This window comes from Actinomycetospora flava (assembly GCF_037400335.1).
Classification (GTDB): domain Bacteria; phylum Actinomycetota; class Actinomycetes; order Mycobacteriales; family Pseudonocardiaceae; genus Actinomycetospora; species Actinomycetospora flava.
Genome location: NZ_JBBEGM010000012.1, coordinates 20,563 through 39,156, shown reverse-complemented (window position 1 = coordinate 39,156; position 18,594 = coordinate 20,563). Strand labels below are relative to the sequence as shown.

16 protein-coding genes are annotated in these 18,594 nt (G+C 75.7%); 5 read left to right on the top strand and 11 right to left on the bottom strand.

What is annotated here, in order from left to right; all coding sequences use genetic code 11:
- Positions 1-41 precede the first annotated feature (41 nt).
- Together WCD58_RS24835 and WCD58_RS24830 are read right to left on the bottom strand one after the other, a co-directional pair.
- Positions 42-734 carry an MT-A70 family methyltransferase gene (locus WCD58_RS24835; protein ID WP_337705778.1) on the bottom strand — a complete coding sequence of 231 codons (693 nt, stop codon included), beginning with the start codon at positions 732-734 and terminating at the stop codon, positions 42-44.
- Between the two features lie 80 nt (positions 735-814).
- The gene (locus WCD58_RS24830) at positions 815-1,564 is read right to left on the bottom strand and encodes a BglII/BstYI family type II restriction endonuclease (protein WP_337705777.1); all 750 of its coding nucleotides are present in this window, start codon (positions 1,562-1,564) and stop codon (positions 815-817) included.
- A 132-nt stretch (positions 1,565-1,696) separates the two neighbouring features.
- Between WCD58_RS24830 and WCD58_RS24825 the strand changes: the two genes are divergently transcribed.
- Together WCD58_RS24825 and WCD58_RS24820 are read left to right on the top strand one after the other, a co-directional pair.
- Entirely contained in the window at positions 1,697-3,274 is a 1,578-nt protein-coding gene (locus WCD58_RS24825) for an ArnT family glycosyltransferase (protein WP_337705776.1), read from the top strand.
- A 16-nt stretch (positions 3,275-3,290) separates the two neighbouring features.
- Positions 3,291-4,754: an alpha/beta hydrolase gene (locus WCD58_RS24820; RefSeq protein ID WP_337705775.1), complete on the top strand. Its 1,464-nt coding sequence runs from the start codon at positions 3,291-3,293 to the stop codon at positions 4,752-4,754.
- Here the strand turns inward: WCD58_RS24820 and WCD58_RS24815 are convergent.
- Positions 4,720-6,135, bottom strand: coding sequence for an FAD-dependent monooxygenase (locus tag WCD58_RS24815; RefSeq protein ID WP_337705774.1), 1,416 nt, complete (start codon positions 6,133-6,135; stop codon positions 4,720-4,722). The genes WCD58_RS24820 and WCD58_RS24815 overlap by 35 nt on opposite strands.
- Positions 6,136-6,216: 81 nt before the next feature.
- On the opposite strand from WCD58_RS24815, the gene WCD58_RS24810 reads away from it, so the two are divergent.
- Positions 6,217-6,840 carry a TetR family transcriptional regulator gene (locus WCD58_RS24810; protein ID WP_337705773.1) on the top strand — a complete coding sequence of 208 codons (624 nt, stop codon included), beginning with the start codon at positions 6,217-6,219 and terminating at the stop codon, positions 6,838-6,840.
- A 46-nt stretch (positions 6,841-6,886) separates the two neighbouring features.
- Here the strand turns inward: WCD58_RS24810 and WCD58_RS24805 are convergent, their stop codons facing one another.
- The 5 genes from WCD58_RS24805 to WCD58_RS24785 all read right to left on the bottom strand — a co-directional run bounded on the left by WCD58_RS24805 (position 6,887) and on the right by WCD58_RS24785 (position 14,113).
- A complete protein-coding gene (locus WCD58_RS24805) occupies positions 6,887-7,204 on the bottom strand; it encodes a DUF5313 family protein (protein ID WP_337705771.1) in 318 nt (105 codons plus the stop codon).
- On the bottom strand, positions 7,201-10,143 hold the full coding sequence (locus tag WCD58_RS24800; RefSeq protein ID WP_337705770.1) for an FAD-binding and (Fe-S)-binding domain-containing protein: 2,943 nt from the start codon (positions 10,141-10,143) through the stop codon (positions 7,201-7,203). Before WCD58_RS24800 ends, WCD58_RS24805 begins: the two co-directional genes overlap by 4 nt.
- Before the next feature lie 6 nt (positions 10,144-10,149).
- Positions 10,150-11,328 carry an amidohydrolase family protein gene (locus WCD58_RS24795; protein ID WP_337705769.1) on the bottom strand — a complete coding sequence of 393 codons (1,179 nt, stop codon included), beginning with the start codon at positions 11,326-11,328 and terminating at the stop codon, positions 10,150-10,152.
- Positions 11,301-12,026 (bottom strand): dipeptidase PepE, encoded by a 726-nt coding sequence (gene pepE / locus WCD58_RS24790; protein WP_337705768.1) that lies wholly within the window; start codon positions 12,024-12,026, stop codon positions 11,301-11,303. The genes WCD58_RS24795 and pepE overlap by 28 nt, the downstream gene beginning before the upstream one ends.
- A 371-nt stretch (positions 12,027-12,397) precedes the next feature.
- Positions 12,398-14,113, bottom strand: a complete 1,716-nt coding sequence (locus WCD58_RS24785) for a GMC oxidoreductase (RefSeq protein WP_337705767.1) — start codon at positions 14,111-14,113, stop codon at positions 12,398-12,400.
- 81 nt (positions 14,114-14,194) lie between these two features.
- On the opposite strand from WCD58_RS24785, the gene WCD58_RS24780 reads away from it, so the two are divergent.
- Both WCD58_RS24780 and WCD58_RS24775 read left to right on the top strand, forming a co-directional pair.
- Entirely contained in the window at positions 14,195-14,737 is a 543-nt protein-coding gene (locus WCD58_RS24780) for a TetR/AcrR family transcriptional regulator (RefSeq protein WP_337705766.1), read from the top strand.
- Entirely contained in the window at positions 14,734-16,038 is a 1,305-nt protein-coding gene (locus WCD58_RS24775) for an FAD-dependent oxidoreductase (RefSeq protein ID WP_337705765.1), read from the top strand. The genes WCD58_RS24780 and WCD58_RS24775 overlap by 4 nt, the downstream gene beginning before the upstream one ends.
- Here WCD58_RS24775 and WCD58_RS24770 read toward each other — a convergent pair.
- The 3 genes from WCD58_RS24770 to WCD58_RS24760 are packed head-to-tail and all read right to left on the bottom strand — an operon-like array spanning position 16,028 to position 18,440.
- Entirely contained in the window at positions 16,028-17,008 is a 981-nt protein-coding gene (locus WCD58_RS24770; RefSeq protein ID WP_337705764.1) for an NADPH:quinone reductase, read from the bottom strand. The two genes, WCD58_RS24775 and WCD58_RS24770, sit on opposite strands and share 11 nt — an antisense overlap.
- Before the next feature lie 29 nt (positions 17,009-17,037).
- Complete coding sequence (mug, locus tag WCD58_RS24765; protein WP_337705763.1) at positions 17,038-17,589, bottom strand: G/U mismatch-specific DNA glycosylase; 552 nt, start codon at positions 17,587-17,589, stop codon at positions 17,038-17,040.
- Positions 17,586-18,440, bottom strand: a complete 855-nt coding sequence (locus WCD58_RS24760) for an SMP-30/gluconolactonase/LRE family protein (RefSeq protein ID WP_337705762.1) — start codon at positions 18,438-18,440, stop codon at positions 17,586-17,588. Before WCD58_RS24760 ends, mug begins: the two co-directional genes overlap by 4 nt.
- Between the last annotated feature and the right edge of the window lie 154 nt (positions 18,441-18,594).

Sequence of the window (18,594 nt, the reverse complement as noted above, 5' to 3'; positions counted from 1 at the left end):
ATTGCGGTGACCGACCGTGAGAAAAACTGTTCGCTCGTGCACTACCTGTAGGCGGGGTACTGACGCCCCCGCGGGGCGACGTCCTCGGACGACTCGGCACCCCAGCTCGACCAGCCCGGACGCGGGTAGCGGGCGAACATCTCGAGGTACGGGCCGGGCGAGCACGCCTCGATGAGGTCGTAGGCCTCCTCGGGCTTGCGGGAGTGCTCGCGCTTGCGCGTCTCGATCATGTTGACCTGGCGGCGGCCCGGCTCGAGCGTGCGCAGCGACCCCCGCACACCGAAGAGGATCAGCTCGGTGACGTTGCGGAAGTAGAACCCGACGCCCCGCCCGTCGGGCCCGCCGTCCTTGCGGCGCTTGGCCCACACGAGGTTGCTCACGTACCGGAAGCCCCAGCCCTGCATCACCGCGAGGCCCTCGGGCAGCAGGGCGTTCGGCACCCAGAGGTAGAGGTGCGCGTTGGCCGAGACGACGTCGGCGACCGGCAGCGCCGCGATCTCGGCGGCGGTCATCGTGTCGTAGCGGTCGAGCCGCCGGTGCTCCGGCGCGACCTTGCCGGTGCGGTTGGTGAACCGCCACGGGGGGTCGGCGTACACGCACGACCAGCCGCCCGCCGTCCGGGGGAGCGCGACCTCCTCGAGGGGCGTCGCGTCCACGCGCAGGGGAGCCGCGCGGCGTCGGGGTGTCGCACCGTCGGTGTCCGTCGCACTGCCGGCGTCCGCCGCCAGGGTCATCGTCTCGGGCCTCCTCGCCGGGATCGGGGTGGGCGGGACGCTAGCGCCGGACCCCGACAGCGCCGGGTCGTCCTCGTCGCTCACTGCACGAACTCGTCGGTCAGCATGAGCGGCGCGGGCGCCGCCGGCCGGTCCCGCTCCCCGTCGGCGGGCACCCAGCACCGGCGGGAGATCGCGACGGCGAGCAGCGGGCAGCCGCCGGCGTCGCCACGCGTCATGCGCGACTCGAGCTTGCCCAGGTGCGTGGTCGTCGAGGTCGAGAGCCTGCTGCGCACCTCGTCGTCGCTGCCCCCGGCCGCGCGGGTCAGCTCCCGGGCGAGCTCGCGCAGGTCGTCGTGGGTGCGGGTGAGCAGCACCGCGCCGTCGATGAGGCCGGCGTCGTAGAGCGCGCGGTACGCGCCGATGTCGCGGTCGAGGTTGCCGTCCTTGGCGTTCCACTCGACGTCGAGCGCGACCCGGCCCTTCACGTTGTCGACCTTGTAGCCCTCGTTGACGACCTCGCTCTCGCGCACCGTCACGCCGACCTCCCCGGCGGGCGCCCACGGCTGCACCTGCAGGCGGGAGGTCACCACGGTGTCGACGCGCCCCTCGCGCCAGCCACGCCCGCGGAAGGCGGCGTTGAGGCGGGCCGCGAGCCGGGACTCGTTGCCGCCGGCCTCGACGAGGTCGGCGGTGGTGAGGGTGAAGTCGGCGAGCACCGCGCAGACCTCGGCGAACTCCTCGCGGCTCGTCGCGGCGAGCACGGCGGCGGCGTTGCGGGTCTCGCGGAGCTCGTAGCGCTCGGCGATCTCCGGCGGCACGACCGTCGACCACCCCTGCGTCAGCTCCATCGCCGACAGTCTCGCACCACGATCGGGCGGGGCCCCGCTCCCGGCGCCGGACCCGCGGTAAGGCGGTGTGACGCGGGCCTCTAGGGTCGCTCGAATGGGTTACACCCCCGGCGGCCCGGCCGGAGGTCCCCGGTGACCACCACGGCCCCCCTGCCCGTCGCCGCGCCGGCCGCGCCCGACGCGCGGCCCGGCGACGCGACGCCGCGCACCGTCCGGGTCGCGTGGCGCCCGGTGCTCCTGCTGGCCGGGGTGGTCGCGGTCGTCCACGCGGTCACCTCCGCCTGGTACGGCGCGTTCGGCGACGAGCTGTACTTCGTCGCCGCCGGGCGCCACCTGGCCTGGGGCTACGCCGACCAGCCGCCGCTGGTGCCCTGGCTCGCCGCGGGGCTCGACGCGCTCGCACCCGGCAACCTCGTCGTCCTGCGTCTGCCCGCCACTCTGACCAGCGCCGCGCACGTCGTCGTCACCGCGCTCGTCGCGGCCGAGATGGGCGGACGGCGCCGCGCGCAGCTGCTCGCCGGCGCCGCGGTCGCGATGTCGCCGTTCCTGCTCGCCACCGGCCACCTGCTGGCGACCTCTACGCTCGACCCGTTCCTGTGGACGCTGCTCCTCTGGCTGGTCGTGCGGTGGATCCGCACGGACTCCCGCCTCCGGCGCGGCAGCTCCGCTGCGCTGCGTGCCGCAGGGCAGGACCGCCTCCTGCTGGCCGCGGCGCCGGTGCTCGCGGTGGCCCTGTCCGTCAAGTTCCTCGTGCCCGTGCTGGTCGCGGGCCTGGCGGTCGGCGTGCTCGTGGCCGGGCCGCGCCGGCTGCTCGCGCGCCCGGCGCTGTGGGTCGCGCTGGTGCTGGCCGCGGCGTCGACCGTGCCGACGCTGCTCTGGCAGGCGGCGCACGGCTGGCCGCAGCTGCACATGGGCGCGGTGGTCGCCGCCGAGGGCGGCCTGACGGGCAACCGCTGGTGCTTCCTGCCCTTCGCCGCCTGGGACGTCGGGCTGGTGCCGGGGGCCGTCCTCGCGGGGCTGGGGCTGTGGGGGCTGCTGCGCGCCGAGGTCCTGCGGCCCTGGCGGGCGGTCGGGATCGCCGCCGTCGCCGCCACGGCCGTGATGATCGCCGCCGGCGGCCGCCCGTACTACGTCATGGGCCTGGCCGCGGTCCTGCTCGCCGCCGGGGCGGTCGTGCTGCAGGACCGGCGCCCGGCGCGCTGGTGGGGCTGGACGGTCTCGGTCCCCGCCTACGTCGCGTCCGCGCTGGTCGTCGCCGTGATCGCCCTGCCGCTGGGGCCGGCGTCGTGGCGCGTCGAGCGCGGGGACTTCCTCACCGCGGGGCAGGTCGGCTGGCAGAGCCTCGCCGCCGACACCGGCGCGGCCTACCGCGCCCTGCCGCCCGAGCAGCAGGCGCGCACGACCGTGCTCGCGTGGTCGTACTGGTACGCCGCCGCCCTCGAGGTGTACGGGCCCGCCGCGGGGCTGCCGCCCGTGTACAGCGCGCACCGCGGGTTCGCCTACCTCGGCCCGCCCCCGGACACCGCGACCGCGGCGATCCTCGTCGGCCCGATCGCGGAGGCGGGTGCGCTCTGCCGCACGGTCACGCCCCTGCCGCCGCACCGCGACCCGACCGCGAACGCGGTCGTCAACGGCGACGTCCCGCTCGCCCTGTGCGACCTGCGCGCACCCTGGTCGGCGTCGTGGGGATCGATCACGCACATGCAGTAGGGCCCATGATGGGCGCGTGAGATCCCGCGCGGTGCTCGCCGTCCTCGTGCTGGCGGTCGTGGCGGGGTGTGCCGGCGGCGGGTCGTCCCCGGCCGCGGGCTCGCCCCCGGCGCCCGGTGCGCCCGCGATGGGCACCAACGGCGCGCCGGTCCCCGCCCTCGACTGGCGGCCGTGCGGCGGCGGGCAGTGCGCCGATGTCGCCGTCCCGCTCGACTACCGCCGCCCGACCGGTCCGACGATCACGCTCGCGGCGCTGCGCATGCCCGCAACCGACCCCGCCGCGCGGATCGGCACGCTGGTCGTCAACTACGGCGGGCCGGGCACCCCGGGGACGTCGAGCCTGCGCCGCCTCGCGGGGCGGTTCGACGCGCTGCGCTCCCGCTTCGACCTGGTGACGATCGACCCGCGCGGCACCGGGGCCTCGTCGCCCGTGGCCTGCGGGCCCTTCGGCGGCGACCGGGTGCCCGCGCCCGTCGGGCCGGCGCGCACCCCGGAGTTCTGGGCATCGGCCGCGGAGCCGGGGCGGGCGTGCCTCGCCGGCACCGGGGAGCGCCTCGGCCACCTGTCGACCGCGAACGCCGCCCGCGACGTCGACCTCGTGCGCCAGGCGCTCGGCGAGGAGACCGTGAGCCTCTACGGCTACTCCTACGGCACCTACTCCGCGGCGACCTACGCGAACCTGTTCCCCTCCCACACCCGCGCGATGGTGCTCGACGGCAGCCTCGACCTTGTCGCCAACGCGGCCGGCGCGCCCGGCACCGAGCGGGTCCCCGTGGACGTGCGGGCGGCGGTCAGCGAGGCCTGGGAGGAGGCGTTCGGGGTGGCGCTCGACCGGTGCGCGGCCGGCCCGGCGTGCCCGCTCGGCCCCGACGCGCGAGCGCGCGCCACCGACGTCGTCGCCGCGGCCGCGACCTCCGGGACGTCGGCGGAGCTCGTCGCGCGCATCGACCGGGCCCTGCAGACCGAAGGACGCCTGCTCGGACTGATGCGCTCGTTGGCCGCGCTGCCTGCTCCGCCCTCGGAGGGGCGCATCCCGCTGCCCGCGACCCCGTGGGCGCCGGAGCACTCGCCGTCCTACCTCGCGATCCAGTGCACCGACAGCGTCACGCCCCCGGCCGCCGACATGGACGCGGCGGTGGTGTCCGAGCAGGCCGCGCACCCGATCGTCGGGGCGTCCACCGCGCTCAACCACGCGATGTGCGTCGACTGGCCCGCGATCGACCCCGACCGCTACCTGGGCCCGTGGAACGCGCCCCTGGCCGCGCCCGCCCTGATGGTCAACTCGCGCTGGGACCCGACGACCCCGCTCGCCGACGCCCGCGCGACGGCGTCGCAGCTCTCGGCGGCGCACGTGCTCGTCGTCGACGCGATCGGCCACACGACCCTCGACGCGCCGAGCCGCTGCGCCGCCGACGCGTACACCGCCTACCTGCTCGACCCGCGGGTCACGCCGCCCGAACAGTGCCCCGCTGGGCTGTGAGCGGCGCCAGCCACGCGCGCACCTCGTCCGCGGTGCCGCGGCGTCCCACGTAGCCGTCGGGCCGGACCGCGACCACCTCGCCGGGCGCCAGCGCGTAGGTCGCGATCGCCTCGTCCCCGGCGAGGACCACCGTGGCGCCCTCGACGTCGGCGGCGGAGGCCGCCAGCACCGTCCAGTCGGCCTCGCGGCGGCGCAGGAACAGGGTGCTGTCGCCGACCGGGGCGTCGGGCGCGCGGTCGCCGGGCCGCGGCCCGGGACCGTCGTCGGAGGCGCCGAGCGGCCCGTCGCGGTAGGAGAGGTCGAGCTGGGAGGTGGTGCGCACCTGCGCGGCCGTGCGCGCCCACATCGCCCCGCCCGAGAGCTCCGCGGAGATGCCGAGCACGCCGGCGGCGATCGGCAGCCGCTCGGCGGTGTAGGTGTCGAGCAGGCCCGCATCGGCGCCGCGCAGGACGGCGGCGAGCTTCCAGCCGAGGTTCATCGCGTCGCCGATGCCGGTGTTCATCCCCTGCGCGCCGGCGGGCGAGTGGACGTGCGCGGCGTCGCCGGCGAGGAACACCGGGCCGACGCGGTAGTCGGCGACCATCCGCACGTTGAGCCGCCACACCGAGCGCCACGCCACCGACCGCAGGCGCACCCGGGGACCGCGCGCGGCGACGATCCCGGCGATCACCGGGTCGTCGGGCTCGCGGTCGTCGAGCGGGCCGGCCTGCAGCTGCCAGGTCGACGTGGCGGGCAGCGGGCAGAGCGCGACCCAGGAGTACGGCGCGCCGCTCGGCGAGCCCCACTGGTGCCAGTGCTCGCGATCGAGGCCCTCGAGCTCCACGTCGGCCACGACCATCCGCATCTCCTCGCGCGTCTCGCCGAGGAACGGCACCCCGAGCGTGCGGCGCACGGTGCTGCCGCCGCCGTCGGCGCCGACGAGGTAGCGGGCGCGCAGGGTGCCCTCCGACGTCGCGACGGTGACGCCGTCGTCCGCCGTGGCGACGTCCTCCACCCGCACGCCCTGCTCCGGCGCGACCCCGCACACCGCGAGCCGCTCGCGCAGCACCTGCTCGACGCGCCACTGCGGGAGGAGCAGGGTCGACGGCCAGGGCGTGTCCGGCGTCGGCGCCCGGCCCTGGGCGGGCTCGTCGACCACGCCGTCGGGCCCGTACCGGCGCACGGGCAGGTGGGTGCGCCCGAGCGCGACGAGCCGGTCGGTCACGCCGCCGACGACGTCGAGCAGCTCCAGCGAGCGGGGCTGCAGGCCCTTGCCCCGCGACCCCGCGAACGGGGCGGGCGCGGCGTCGAGCAGCCGCACGCCGATCCCGCGGCGCGCGAGCTCGAGGGCTGCGACGAGCCCGGTCGGTCCTGCCCCGGCCACGACCACCTCGGTGTCCATGACCGGCACGCTACGCCGAAGTGAGACTGAGTCTCAAGTAGGACTCAGTACCAGATGAAGCGCCGTGCCACGATGTCCCCCGTGACCGATCCGGGGACCCGAGACGCCGGCCTCCGCGAGCGCAAGAAGGCCCGCACGCGCGCCGAGCTGCAGCGCCACGCCCTGCGGCTGTTCCGCGACCGGGGGTTCGCCGCGACCACGGCCGACGACATCGCGGCGGCGGCGGAGGTCTCGCGCAGCACGTTCTTCCGCTACTTCCCGACCAAGGAGGACGTCGTCCTGCTCGACGATGTCGACCCGGTCTTCGAGGAGGCCTTCCGGGCGATCCCGGCGGGCACACCGCTGCTCGAGGCCGTCAGCCGGAGCATGCGGGCGGGGTTCGCGTCCCTCGACGACGAGAAGCGCGCGCTCGAGGAGGTCCGCATGGACCTCGCGCGGACGATCCCCGAGATCGGCGCGGTCCTGCGCGAGCGCAACACCTTCGGCGTCGAGCACGTCGCGGCCATGATCGCGCAGGCGGTCGGGCGCCCGGCGGACGACGAGGAGGTCGTCGTGGTCGCCGGCGTCGTGAGCGGCGCGCGCCTCGCGGCGCAGGTGCTCGTGCACCGCGACCCGGCCCGCGGCTACATCGACACCTTCGCGAGCGTGCTGGAGACGCTGTCCGCCGGCGTCCCGCTGGCCGACGCCCCGACCGTCCCCATGTGAGCACTTTCCGGGCCCATAGGCCCGGAAAGTGCTCACGACGTGCTTGCTAGTCGTCGTCGCGGAGCACGACCTCGGGCAGGTAACCGTGCTGGTAGAGCCGCTTCTCGCGCACCATCGGCGAGAACAGCGTCGCCATGAACAGCGTCGAGACCAGCACGAACAGCGGCAGGGCGAGCTTCAGCCAGACCGGCCCGGGCAGCAGCGCGAGGAACGCCGCCGGCGTCGCCTGGACCGCCGAGCGGGCGAGGTGGCGCAGGAACCAGGTCCGGCACGTGAGGTCGTGCAGCACCCACGGCGCGTACCGGACCGGCAGGCGCGCGCCGAACGCGTAGGCGATCCAGCGCAGGACGCCGGGGCGGGTCACGGTGCCGCGCGCGCCGCTTCGCGTCTCCCCGCGCGCAGGCCGAGGGCCGTCGCCGCGACGTGGGCGAGGTGCACCGGCTCGTGGCCCGCGTTCTCGAGCTGGCGGATCTGGGTGCGGCAGGAGAAGCCGTCGGCGAGCACCGCGGTGTCCGGGTCGGCGGCGCGCACCGCGGGCATGAGGCCCCGCTCGGCGCACGCCGTCGAGACCTCGTAGTGCCCTTCCTCGAACCCGAAGTTGCCGGCGAGCCCGCAGCAGCCCTCGTCGAGCACCCGCACGTCGACCCCGAGGGCGTCGAGCACCGCGCGGTCGGCGTCGAAGCCCATGGCCGCGTACTGGTGGCAGTGGATCTGCGCGACGGCCTTCGTGGTGGTCGTGACCTGCGCCCGGATCTCGTCGACGTGGGACGCCAGGATCTCGGCGAGCGTCCGCGTCGACTTCTCCAGCCGCACCGCGTCCTCGTCGTCCGGGCCGAGCAGCTCGACGACGTCCTGGCGCAGCGCCGCCGTGCACGAGGGCTCCAGGCCCACCACGGGGACGCCGTCGTCGAGCCACGGCTTGACGACGTCGAGGCTGCGCCGGGCGACCGCGCGCGCCGTGTCGAGCTGGCCGGTGGTGTGCCAGGTCAGCCCGCAGCACACCTGGCCGGTCGGCAGCTCGACCCGGTAGCCGAGGTGCTCCAGCACGGCGATCGCGTCGAGGGCGAGCTCGGGGTCGAACGCCGCGGTGAACGTGTCGGGCCACAGCAGCAGGCGCGGCTCGGCGCCGTCGGGACGCGGCGGGTGCGGGGTGACGAGGCGGCGCAGCGGCTTCGGCGCGAGCGCCGGGATGTCGCGCTGCGGGGCGATGCCGCCGAGGCGCTTGGCGATCGCCGCGAGCGCGGGCCGGCGGGCCAGGGCGTTGGCGAGCCGCGGCAGGCCGGGGACGGCGTCGGCGAGGCGCAGCCAGCGCGGCAGGTGGCCCATCGACCAATGGCTGCGCGGGCGCTGCCGGGCGCGGCCCGCGTAGTGCTGAGAGAGGAACTCCGCCTTGTAGGTGGCCATGTCCACGCCGACCGGGCAGTCGCGCTGGCAGGCCTTGCAGCTCAGGCACAGGTCCAGGGCGTCGCGGACCTCGGTGGAGCGCCAGCCGTCGGGGACGAGCTGCCCGGACGCCATCTCGAAGAGCATGCGCGCGCGGCCGCGGGTGGAGTGCGTCTCCTCGCCGGTGACGCGGTAGCTCGGGCACATGTAGCCGCCCGAGTCCGAGATGCACTTGGCGACGCCGATGCAGCGCCGGCTCGCGCGGGTGAAGCTGCCGCGGTCGTCGGTGTAGGCGAGCTCGGTCGTGGGGCCGATCGTGGGGACGCCGACGAAGACCTTGAGGTCCTCGTCCATGGGGGCCGGGTCGACCACGCGGCGCGGGTTCATCCGGCCCTCGGGGTCCCAGACGGCCTTGAACGCGCCGAACGCCTCGAGCAGCTGCGGGGAGTAGGTGCGGGCGAGCAGCTCGGCGCGCGCCTGCCCGTCGCCGTGCTCGCCGGAGACCGAGCCGCCGTGCGCCGCGACGAGGTCGGCGGCGTCGGTGAGGAAGGCGCGGAAGTTCGCCAGGCCGGGCCGGGTGAGCAGGTCGAAGTCGATGCGCACGTGCAGGCAGCCGTCACCGAAGTGCCCGTAGTAGGCGCCCTGGCGGCCGTGGCGGCGCAGCAGCGCGTCGAACTCGCGCAGATAGGCGCCCATCTGCGCGGGCGGCACCGCGGCGTCCTCCCAGCCGGGCCAGGCCTCGCCGCCGTCGGGGGAACGGGTGACGATCCCGGACCCGTCCTCGCGGATCTTCCACAGTGCGCGCTGCGCCGCGGGCTCCGAGACGACCTTGACGCTGGCGCCGTAGGCCGCCATCTCCTTGCCGATCGCGTGCGCCTTCGCCTCGGCCTCGCCGCGGTCGGCGCCGCCGGTCTCGACGTAGAGCCAGCCCTTGCCCTCGGGCAGCGCCTCGTGGGTGCGGTCGTCGGGCCGGCTCGCGCGCAGGGCCCCGATGACGCCGACGTCCATGCCCTCGATGGTCAGCGGGTGGTGCTCGCGGATCGGCATGACGTGGTCGGCGGCGGTGTAGGCGTCGGGGAACCCGAGCACGCACAGCGCCCGCGCGGGCGGCGACTCGACCAGCTCGACGGTCGCCTCGAGGATCGTCGCGCAGGTGCCCTCGGTGCCGACCAGGGCGCGGGCCAGGTCGAACGCCTGCTCGGGCAGGAGCTGGTCGAGGTTGTAGCCGCTGACCCGCCGGGTCATGCCCTCGGCGAGGAGCTCGTCGCGGACGGTGCCCTCGTACTTCTGGCGCAGCGCGTCGAGCTCGCGGTAGACGGCGCCCTCGCGGCCGGGCCGCCGCTTCGCTGCGTCGAGGTCCGGCGTGCGCCCGACGCCCATCCGCGTGCCGTCGGCCAGCACGACCTCGAGCGCGCGGACGTTGTCGACGGTCTTGCCCCACGCCACCGAGTGCGACCCGCAGGCGTTGTTGGCGATCATCCCGCCGAGCGTGCAGCGGTTGTGCGTCGACGGGTCGGGGCCGAACGTCAGCCCGTAGGGCCTGGCCGCTTCGCGCAGGTCGTCGAGCACGACGCCGGGCTGGACGCGGGCGGTGCGCGCGTCCGGGTCGATCTCCAGCACGCGGGTGAGGTGCCGGGAGAAGTCGACCACGACGGCCTCGTTCACCGCCTGCCCGCCGATGCTCGTGCTCGCCCCGCGCGGCAGCAGCGGAACGCCGTGGCGCCGCGTCACGTCGACGACCGCCTCGACGTCGTCGATGTCGACGGGCTGGACGACCCCGATCGGCACGTGGCGGTAGTTGGACGCGTCCGCCGACCACATCGCCTTGCTCGCGGTGTCGAACCGGACCCGCCCGCGCACGGCCGTGCGGAGGTCCTCGGCGAGGAGGGATTCGCGGGAGGAAGGGTGCGTGGCGGTCATCGCGGGTCAGTTTGCGCCGGTGCCGGGGTGTTCGCCTATCGGGGTGCGCGGCGCGCGGTCGAGGAGGCCGGTGCGGGCGTCGTCGGCGTCGAGCAGGACCAGGTCCGCCCGGGCGCCGGGGACGACGTCGTGGTGCTCGTCGCCGAGCAGCGCGGCCGCCTCGCGTGTGCCCATGTCCAGCAGGGTGTCGAGGTCGACGCCCTGCATGTGGCCGAGCAGCAGGGCGGCGTCGAACAGGTCCACGGTGCCGAACGGGGTGAAGGCGTTGCGGACGTTGTTCGACGAGTACGCGACGCGAACGCCGGCGTCGCGCAGCTCACGCACCGGGGCGGAGGCGCCGACGAGATAGAGGTCGGTGGGCGGGAGGACGACGACGCCGACCCCGGCGGCGGCGAGGGCGTCGGCGGTGCGCCGGCGCCGGTCGGGGTCGAGGCCGGCGAGGGTCGTGACGTGGCCGAGGACGACGCGTCCCGCCATGCCGTTCGCGCGTGTCATGGCGGCGATGTCCCGGGCGAGGTCGTGGCGCGGGTCGTCGGCGCCGGCGGCGAAGTCGGCATGGACGTCGACGGGCACGCCGTGGTGCTGGGCGAGGTCGAGGACGTCGCGGACGTGCTCGCGGCAGGCGTCGACGTCGTCCTCGGCGTAGCTGCACGCGCCGAGCACGTCGGCGCCGTGGCGCAGGGCCTCGACGAGGAGGTCGCGGGTGTTCCCGATCATCCCCTCCTGCGGGAAGGGGACGACCTGGAGGTCGATGCGGTCGCGCCACTCGTCCCGGAGCTCGAGCAGGACGTCGAGGCTGGTCAGGCCGACCGTGGGATCGACGTCGACGGGGGTGCGGATGCGTGTCGTGCCGGCGGCGTGGGCCCGGGTCAGGACGTCCGTGGCGCGGGCGCGGACGTCGTCGGGGGTGAACCGTTCCTTGCGCTCGGCGGTGCGCCGCACGGCGGCGTCGAGGCCCGCGTCCGGGTCGGGGCCGGGGTCGAGCATCGCCTTGTCGAGGTGCAGGTGGGGTTCGACGAGGCCGGGGAGGACGAGCCTGCCCGCGCCGCCGCGGACCGTCCTCCCGGTGCGCTCGAGGTGGGGTCCGACGGCGGTGATCCGGCCGTCGGCGACCGCGACGTCCACGAGCCCCTCGTGGTGGCGGGTGCGGACGTCGGTCAGGAGGTAGGTGTCGCGAGCAGCCACGTCAGGTCGGTACCCGCCGGGAGCTCGACGGGCTCGTGGCCGCGGCGGAACAGGCGCGCGGTGTAGCCGTCGAGGGTGAGGGTGTCGTCGCTGTGGAGCAGCCACGCGCCCTCGCGGAGCCCCACGACGGCGACGGCGTTCTCCTCGTGGAACTCCTCGATCCGCTGCTGGCGGGTCTCGCCGCGGTGCGTGGAGTGCGGGTCGGGGTCGAGGTAGTGCGGGTTGATCTGCACGGGGATGCGGCCGACGGCGTCGTAGCCGCCGGGGTCGACGATCGGCATGTCGTTGGTCGTCATGATCGTCGGGCAGGCGAGGTTGGACCCGGCACTGGCGCCCGCGTAGCGCAGGTCCTCCCGGGCCTTCAGGGCGTCGAGGACCCCGTTGTCGCCGGTGCGCCGGCGCAGGCGGAACGTGTTGCCGCCGCCGACGAACACGGTCTCGCGGTCGGGGTCGGCGTCGCGGATCGTCGCGGCGGGGTCGGGCTCGCGGTGCAGCCCGCGGACGTCGAGGGGGCCGAGGACGTTCTCGAGCGCCTCGGCGACGAAGCCGGTGTACGCGTCGAGGTCCCCGCCGGCCCAGGGCGCGAACCACAGTGTCCGCTCGCCGACGTGGCGGCGCAGCGGCTCCGCGGCGTGCGCGAACGGCACCGCCGCCCCGGGCGGGCGGGAGTTGGAGAACAGCAGGGCGTCGGCGGGCACGTGGCGATCCTCGCGGCCCGCGGACCCGGCCGACGCACGGGGTGATGTCAGCGTGGGGGCCACGCTGACGTTGAACGTCAGTATTTCCGCCCGCTCGATCCGGGCCCGGCGTCGGCTCGGAGATCACGGGCTACGTCATCCACCTCAGGTCGCTGCACCGGGTGGACAGCGCTCTGCTGATCTCCACGGGAGGCGAGCTGGTGGCTTTCCTGACATCTGACGTCAGTATTTCGCCTCCGGCGCGGCAGCTCCGCTGCGCCGCGTGCCGCCCGTGGCCGCCACGCTGGAACACCTCGCCGCGCCCGTCCCCGGCGTGTCGCGCAGCGAGGATGTGGCGATCCTGGCGTCACACACCAGCGACGCCGCATCGCTCACACGGGGGTGCGAGGCGGAACGGTCGGGGTGCCGAGGGGGACCAGGCGCAGTGCGCCCGGGGCGTCGGCGGGGACGACCGGCGTATGCGGGGCGACCGGGTCCACGCGCCGGTACGCCGACCCGAGCGGCGGGCGCGGGTCCGCCTCGCCCTTGTTCGGCCAGAACGCCATCGCCCGCTCCGCCTGCGCGGTGATCGTCAGCGACGGGTTGACGCCGAGGTTCGCGGACAGCGCGGAGCCGTCGACCACGTGCAGGCCCGGGTGCCCGTAGAGGCGCTGGTAGCCGTCGATCACGCCGTGCTCCGCATCGGCGCCGATCGGGCAGCCGCCGATGAAGTGCGCGGTCATCGGCATGTTCACCGCCTCGCCCCAGGTGCCGCCGGGATCGCCGTCGATGATCTCGGCGAGGCGCCGGGTGGTGTCGTTCGCCGCCGGGATCCACGTCGGGTTCGGGGTGCCGTGACCCTGGCGCGAGACGAGGCGGCCGAACCGCCGGCGCACCGTGATCGAGTTGTCCAGCGACTGCATCACCAGCGCGATCACCGTGCGCTCCGACCAGTGTCGCTTGTCCAGCGAGCGCGCGAACGTGCGCGGGTGGCGCACCATCCCGCCCAGCAGCTTGAGCAGCCGCGGCACCCGCCCGCCGCCGTCGGTCATGAGCGTCGTCAGCAGGCCCATCGCGTTCGACCCGCGCCCGTAGCGGCAGGGCTCGATGTGCGTGTCGTCGTCCGGGTGCCAGGACGAGGTGATCGCGACGCCGCGGGTGAAGTCGCGGGGGCCGCCGGGCTCGGGCGCGCGGCGGGCCATCGCGCCGACCAGCGCCTCGGAGTTGGTCCGCGTCAGCTCGCCGAGGCGCCGCGACACCCGCGGCAGCACCCCGGTGTCGCGCAGGCGGTGCAGCAGCGACTGCGTGCCCCAGGTGCCGGCGGCGAGCACGACCTGATCGGCCGTGAACGTGGCACGCCCCCGCCCCCGCAGCGCCCGCGTCTCGACCGTGTAGCCGGACGCGGAGGGCCGGACCGTGCGCACCGTCGTCTCCGGGTGCACGACGGCTCCGGCGCGCTCGGCCAGCGCGAGGTAGTTGGTCTCGAGGGTGTTCTTGGCGCCGTGGCGGCAGCCGGTCATGCACTCGCCGCACTCCACGCACCCGGTGCGTGCCGGCCCCGCGCCCCCGAAGAACGGGTCGGGGGACGTCACGCCCGGACCGTCACCGAAGTACACGCCGACCTGGGTCGGCGCCACCGTGTCCCCGCGCCCGCGCTCCTCGGCGACCTGGCGCATCACCACGTCCGACGGCGTCACCGACGGCTGGGTGACGACGCCGAGCATCCGCGTCGCCTGGTCGTAGAACGGGTCGAGCTCGGCGCGCCAGTCGGTGAGCGACGCCCACTGCGGGTCGCGGTAGAACGCCTCGTTCTTCGGGCGGTAGAGCGTGTTCGCGTAGTTCAGCGACCCGCCGCCGACGCCCGCGCCCGCGAGCACCACGACGTCGCGCAGCACGCGGATGCGCTGGATCCCGTAGCACCCCAGCCGCGGCGCCCACAGGAAGTTCCGCACGTCCCACGACGTCGCCGGCAGCGTCTCGGGCGTGAACCGTCGGCCGGCCTCGAGGACCCCGACCCGGTAGCCCTTCTCGGCGAGCCGCAGCGCCGTGACGCTGCCCCCGAACCCGGATCCGACGACGAGCACGTCGTAGTGGCGTGGTGGTGGCACCGCAGGAACTTAACCCGTGAGTAGCTGTGACGGAAGGTCACAGGTAGACGATGATGGGAACCGTGTCCTAATCTCCATCAAGTGGTTGATGGAAAGTCGACGCGACGCGAGCAGCTCGTGGCGGCGGCGTTCGGACTGGTCGCCGAGGTGGGCCTCGAGGGCCTGCGCCTGCGACGGGTCGCGGACGCGGTCGGGATCGACCAGTCGACGCTGCACTACCACGTCGCGACGAAGGCCGAGCTGGTCGAGGCGGTCGCGCAGCACGCCGCGGCCCTGCTCGCGACGACCGCGCCGCCGCGGCACCTGCCCCCGCACGAGGCCCTCGCGGCCCACCTCGACGCGCTCGCGGGCCTCATCGCCACGCGCCCCGAGCTCTTCACCGTCACCGCCGAGCTCGACCTGCGGGCGCGCCGCGACCCGTCGGTGCGCGCGGTGGTCGACCGGCAGGAGGCGGGCTGGCGCGAGGTGCTCGTCGGGCTCCACGCGGCGCTCGACGGTGACGACGACCCCGCAGCGCGGGCGGAGCTCGTGATCGCCGCGGTCAAGGGCGTGCGCCTGGTGCCCGACCTCGCCCCGACCGTGCTGGGCCGGTTGGTGGAGCAGACGACAGGAGCGACGCGATGACGGACGGACCGCGGGTCGCGGTGATCGGGGGCGGGATCGGCGGGCTCTGCCTCGCCCAGGGTCTGCACGCCGCCGGGGTGCCGGTGACCGTGCACGAGCGCGACCGCGACCCCGCCGACCGGTGGGAGGGCTACCGCATCCACATCGACCCGGCCGGGGCGCGCTCCCTGCGGGCGTGCCTGCCCGACCACCTCTGGGACGCCTTCCTCGCGACGTCCGCGCCCGGCGGGCCGTTCGGGTTCGTCACCGAGCAGCTCGAGGAGCTCGTCGAGATCGAGGAGGCCATCGCCTACCCGGCGGCCGCCGACCCTGCGGAGAACCACTACGCCGTCGACCGGCGCACGCTGCGTCGCCTGCTGCTCGCCGGGTTGGACGACGTCGTGCACCTCGGCGCCGAGTACGTGTCGCACGAGACGGGCGACGACGCCGTGACCGCCCGCTTCGCCGACGGCCGCCATGTCACCGCCGACCTCCTCGTCGGCGCCGACGGCGTGGGCTCGCGGGTGCGCCGTCGCCTGCTCCCCGAGGCCGAGCCGGTCCCCGCCGGCGTGGTCGGGTTCGCGGGCAAGGTGCCGCTCACGGCCGACGTGCCGGCGATCCTGGCCCACGGCATGCACGTCGTCTCCGACGCCGGCCCGGGCTCGCTGTTCACCGCCGCCTTCCGCCCGTCGCCCGGGGCGGGGGCGGTCCTCGCCGAGGTCACCGGCCGACCTGCCCCGCCGGTCGACGAGCCCTACCTGCTCACCGCGTTCGTCACTGCGCCCGAGCACCTCCCGCCGGACCTCGACGTCCACGACACCGACGCCCTCGCCGCGTTCGCCGACGAGCTGACCGCGTCCTGGCACCCGGACCTGCGCCGCATGCTCGCCGCCGGCGACCCCGCGAGCCGGAGCGCGAGCGTCTTCCTCGTTGCGCCGCCCGTGCCGTACTGGGAGCCCGGTCGCGTCACCCTGCTCGGCGACGCCGTGCACGCCGTCCCCGCCACCGGCGGGCTCGGCGGCAACGCCGCCCTCCGCGACGCCCGCCGGCTCACGCTGGCCCTGACCGGTCCGGACGACCTCCTCGCCGCCGTCGGCGCCTACGAGGCCGACCTGCGCGAGCACGGCACCGCGACCATCGCGGACGCGCTGGCGGTGCGCGACCAGATGCTTGCCGGCGGCGTTTGGCGGACCCGCGTGGCGCGCGCGTGGTTCCGGCTGTGCGCCCGTTCGTCGTTCCTGCGCCGGCGCACCTTCGCCGAGAGCGAGCGCGCGGTGAGCCGGCCGCGGCCGTGGGAGCTCGCCGCGTCGGTCAGGGCGTGAGGATCACCTTGCCGATCGCGCCCTGCTCCACCGCCTCGTGCGCCGCGACGATCTCGTCGAGCCCGTAGCGCGTCACCGGCAGCGGCGAGAGCGCGCCGGCGCCCGCCGCGTCCCCGGTCCACGCGACCGCCGCGCGGAGCTCGTCGGCCGGCACGCCGTAGAGCAGCACGTAGCTGATCGAGGTGTTGGCGACCATGAGGCGCCGGGTCGGGATCACCGGGTCGTCCGGCTCGTTGGCGTAGACCGCGATCACCGTGCCCGCCCCGGACAGCGCCAGGTCGAGCTCGAGGTTGGCGCCGAGCGCGACCTCGACGACGCGGTCGGCGCGGTCGGTGAACTCCTGGATCCGCTCGACGACGCCGGGCTCGCGGTAGTTGACGACGAGGTCCGCGCCGGCCGCGCGCGCGAGCTCCGCCTTCTCCTCGGAGCTCACGGTGGTGACGACGCGGGCGCCGGCGTGCTTGGCCAGCTCGATCGCGTAGTGCCCGACCGCGCCGGCGCCGCCCGCGACGAGCACCGTGCGCCCGCGCAGCGCCTCCCGTCCCTCGCCGCGCACGAGCAGGCAGTGCGCCGCGGTCACGGCCGGCACCCCGAGGCAGGCGCCGAGGTCGTCGGGGGCGTCGCCGGGCAGCGGGACGGCCAGGTCGGCGTGCACGACCGAGTACTCCGCGGCCGTGCCGTACGGGTTGCCGAACGCGGCGAGGTAGAGCCAGACCCGCTCCCCGACGCGCCCGGCGTCCACCCCCTCACCGACCGCGTCGACGACGCCGACGCCGTCCTGGTGGGGGATCTGGAACGTCGCGGGATCCTGGCCGGTGAGGCCCGTCCGGGTCTTCCAGTCGGTCGGGTTGATCCCGGAGCCCGTGATGCGGACGCGCACCTGGCCGGGCCCCGGCTCGGGGGTCTCGACGTCCTCGACGGAGAGCACGTCGGCAGCCGGACCGGTGCGGCGGTAGATCGCAGCCTTCATGCCGGCCAGGTGCCCCGGACGGGCGCAACCTATCCCGCGCTCTCCCGCAGCTCCCGGAACGCCGCCGCCAGGGACGCGGGCGTCTGGTGGGCGTTGAGGCCGCTGGGGTTCGGGAGCACCCACAGCCCCGTCGGACCGAGCGTGCGCTCCTGCCGGCCCGCGGCCGCCCGGCGGTCGCCGAACGCGACCCGGTAGGCGCCGATCCCGACCACGGCGAGCCAGGCCGCGCGCACCTCGTCGACGAGGCCCCGCAGGCGCTCGCCCCCGGCGACCAGCTCGGCGTCGTCGAGCTCGTCGGCCCGCGCGGTCGCCCGGGGCGCGACGTTGGTCAGGCCCAGGCCGAGCGCGCGCAGCTCGCCCTGCTCGGCGGGCGCGAGGAGGCGCGGCGTGAAGCCCGACGCGTGCAGGGCGGGCCAGAACCGGTTGCCGGGCCGCGCGAAGTGGTGCCCGGTGGCCGCCGACACCAGCCCCGGGTTGATCCCGCAGAACAGCACCCGCAGGGGCGGGTCGCCGGGTCCGGGCAGGACGTCGGGCAGCAGGCGGGAGCGCGCGGCCTCGAGGTCCACGGCCAGCAGTATCACCGCGGCACCTCGGTGACGAGCACGCGTGCCGACCGCCGGGCCTGCACCTCCGTCAGGCGGTCGATGCCCGCGAACTCGTTGCACAGCAGGAACAGGTGCCGGCCGTCGGGGCCACCGAGCACGCAGGCGAAGCAGGGCAGCTCGGTCTCGACGCGGTGGGTGACCTCGCCCCCGTCGAGCACGCGGACGACCGCCCCGGCCGGCGCGTCGGGGTCGCCGGAGTGGGCCGCGGTGTCGGCCGTCTGGGTCCAGATGCCGCCCGCCGGGTCGATCGCGATGCCGTCCGGGCCGAGGCCGTCGGCCCACACCCGGCGCCCGGAGAGCCCGCCGTCGTCGGCGATCGCGAACGCGGTGAGGCGCCCGGCCGTCGACTCGGCGACGACGAGCGTGCCGCCGTCCGGGGTGACGACCATGCCGTTCGGGAAGTGGACGTCCTCGGCGACCCGGCGGGAGGCCCCGTCGGGCGCGAGGAGGTCGATCCAGCCCGGGTCGGGCATGCCGGCGCCGTCGCCGAAGGCACCGTCGAAGCCGTCGACGAAGACGTGCCCCCGCGGGTCGACGACGATCTCGTTGGCGCCCTGTGCCCGCAGCGTCGTGGTGGCGCCGCCCGGCTCGTGGCGGGTGATCGCGTCGCCGGTGGTGACGAGCCGGCCGTCGGGCAGCCAGTCGATCGCCCAGCCCATCCGTGCCGGGCCCGGCGCCGTCACCTCGGCGTGCCCGTCGAGGTCGACGGCGACGACCTCGCCGACGCCCCAGTGCGCGAACCACAGGCGCCCGTCGTGCCAGCGCGCGGACTCGACCATCGCCAGGCCGGTCAGCAGCGTCCGCGGGGGCGGCAGGTGAACGCTCATGTCGGTTCCTCTCGTCGTGGTCTCGCCCCACCACGAACGGGATCCGCCGGGATCGACACACCTCGATTGCCACGGACTCGCCCGATCGCCGTCCCCATCGGCCGGTCGCGTCCCCAGGCCCGCGAGGTCGCGGGATCCGCGGCCGGGTCGGCGG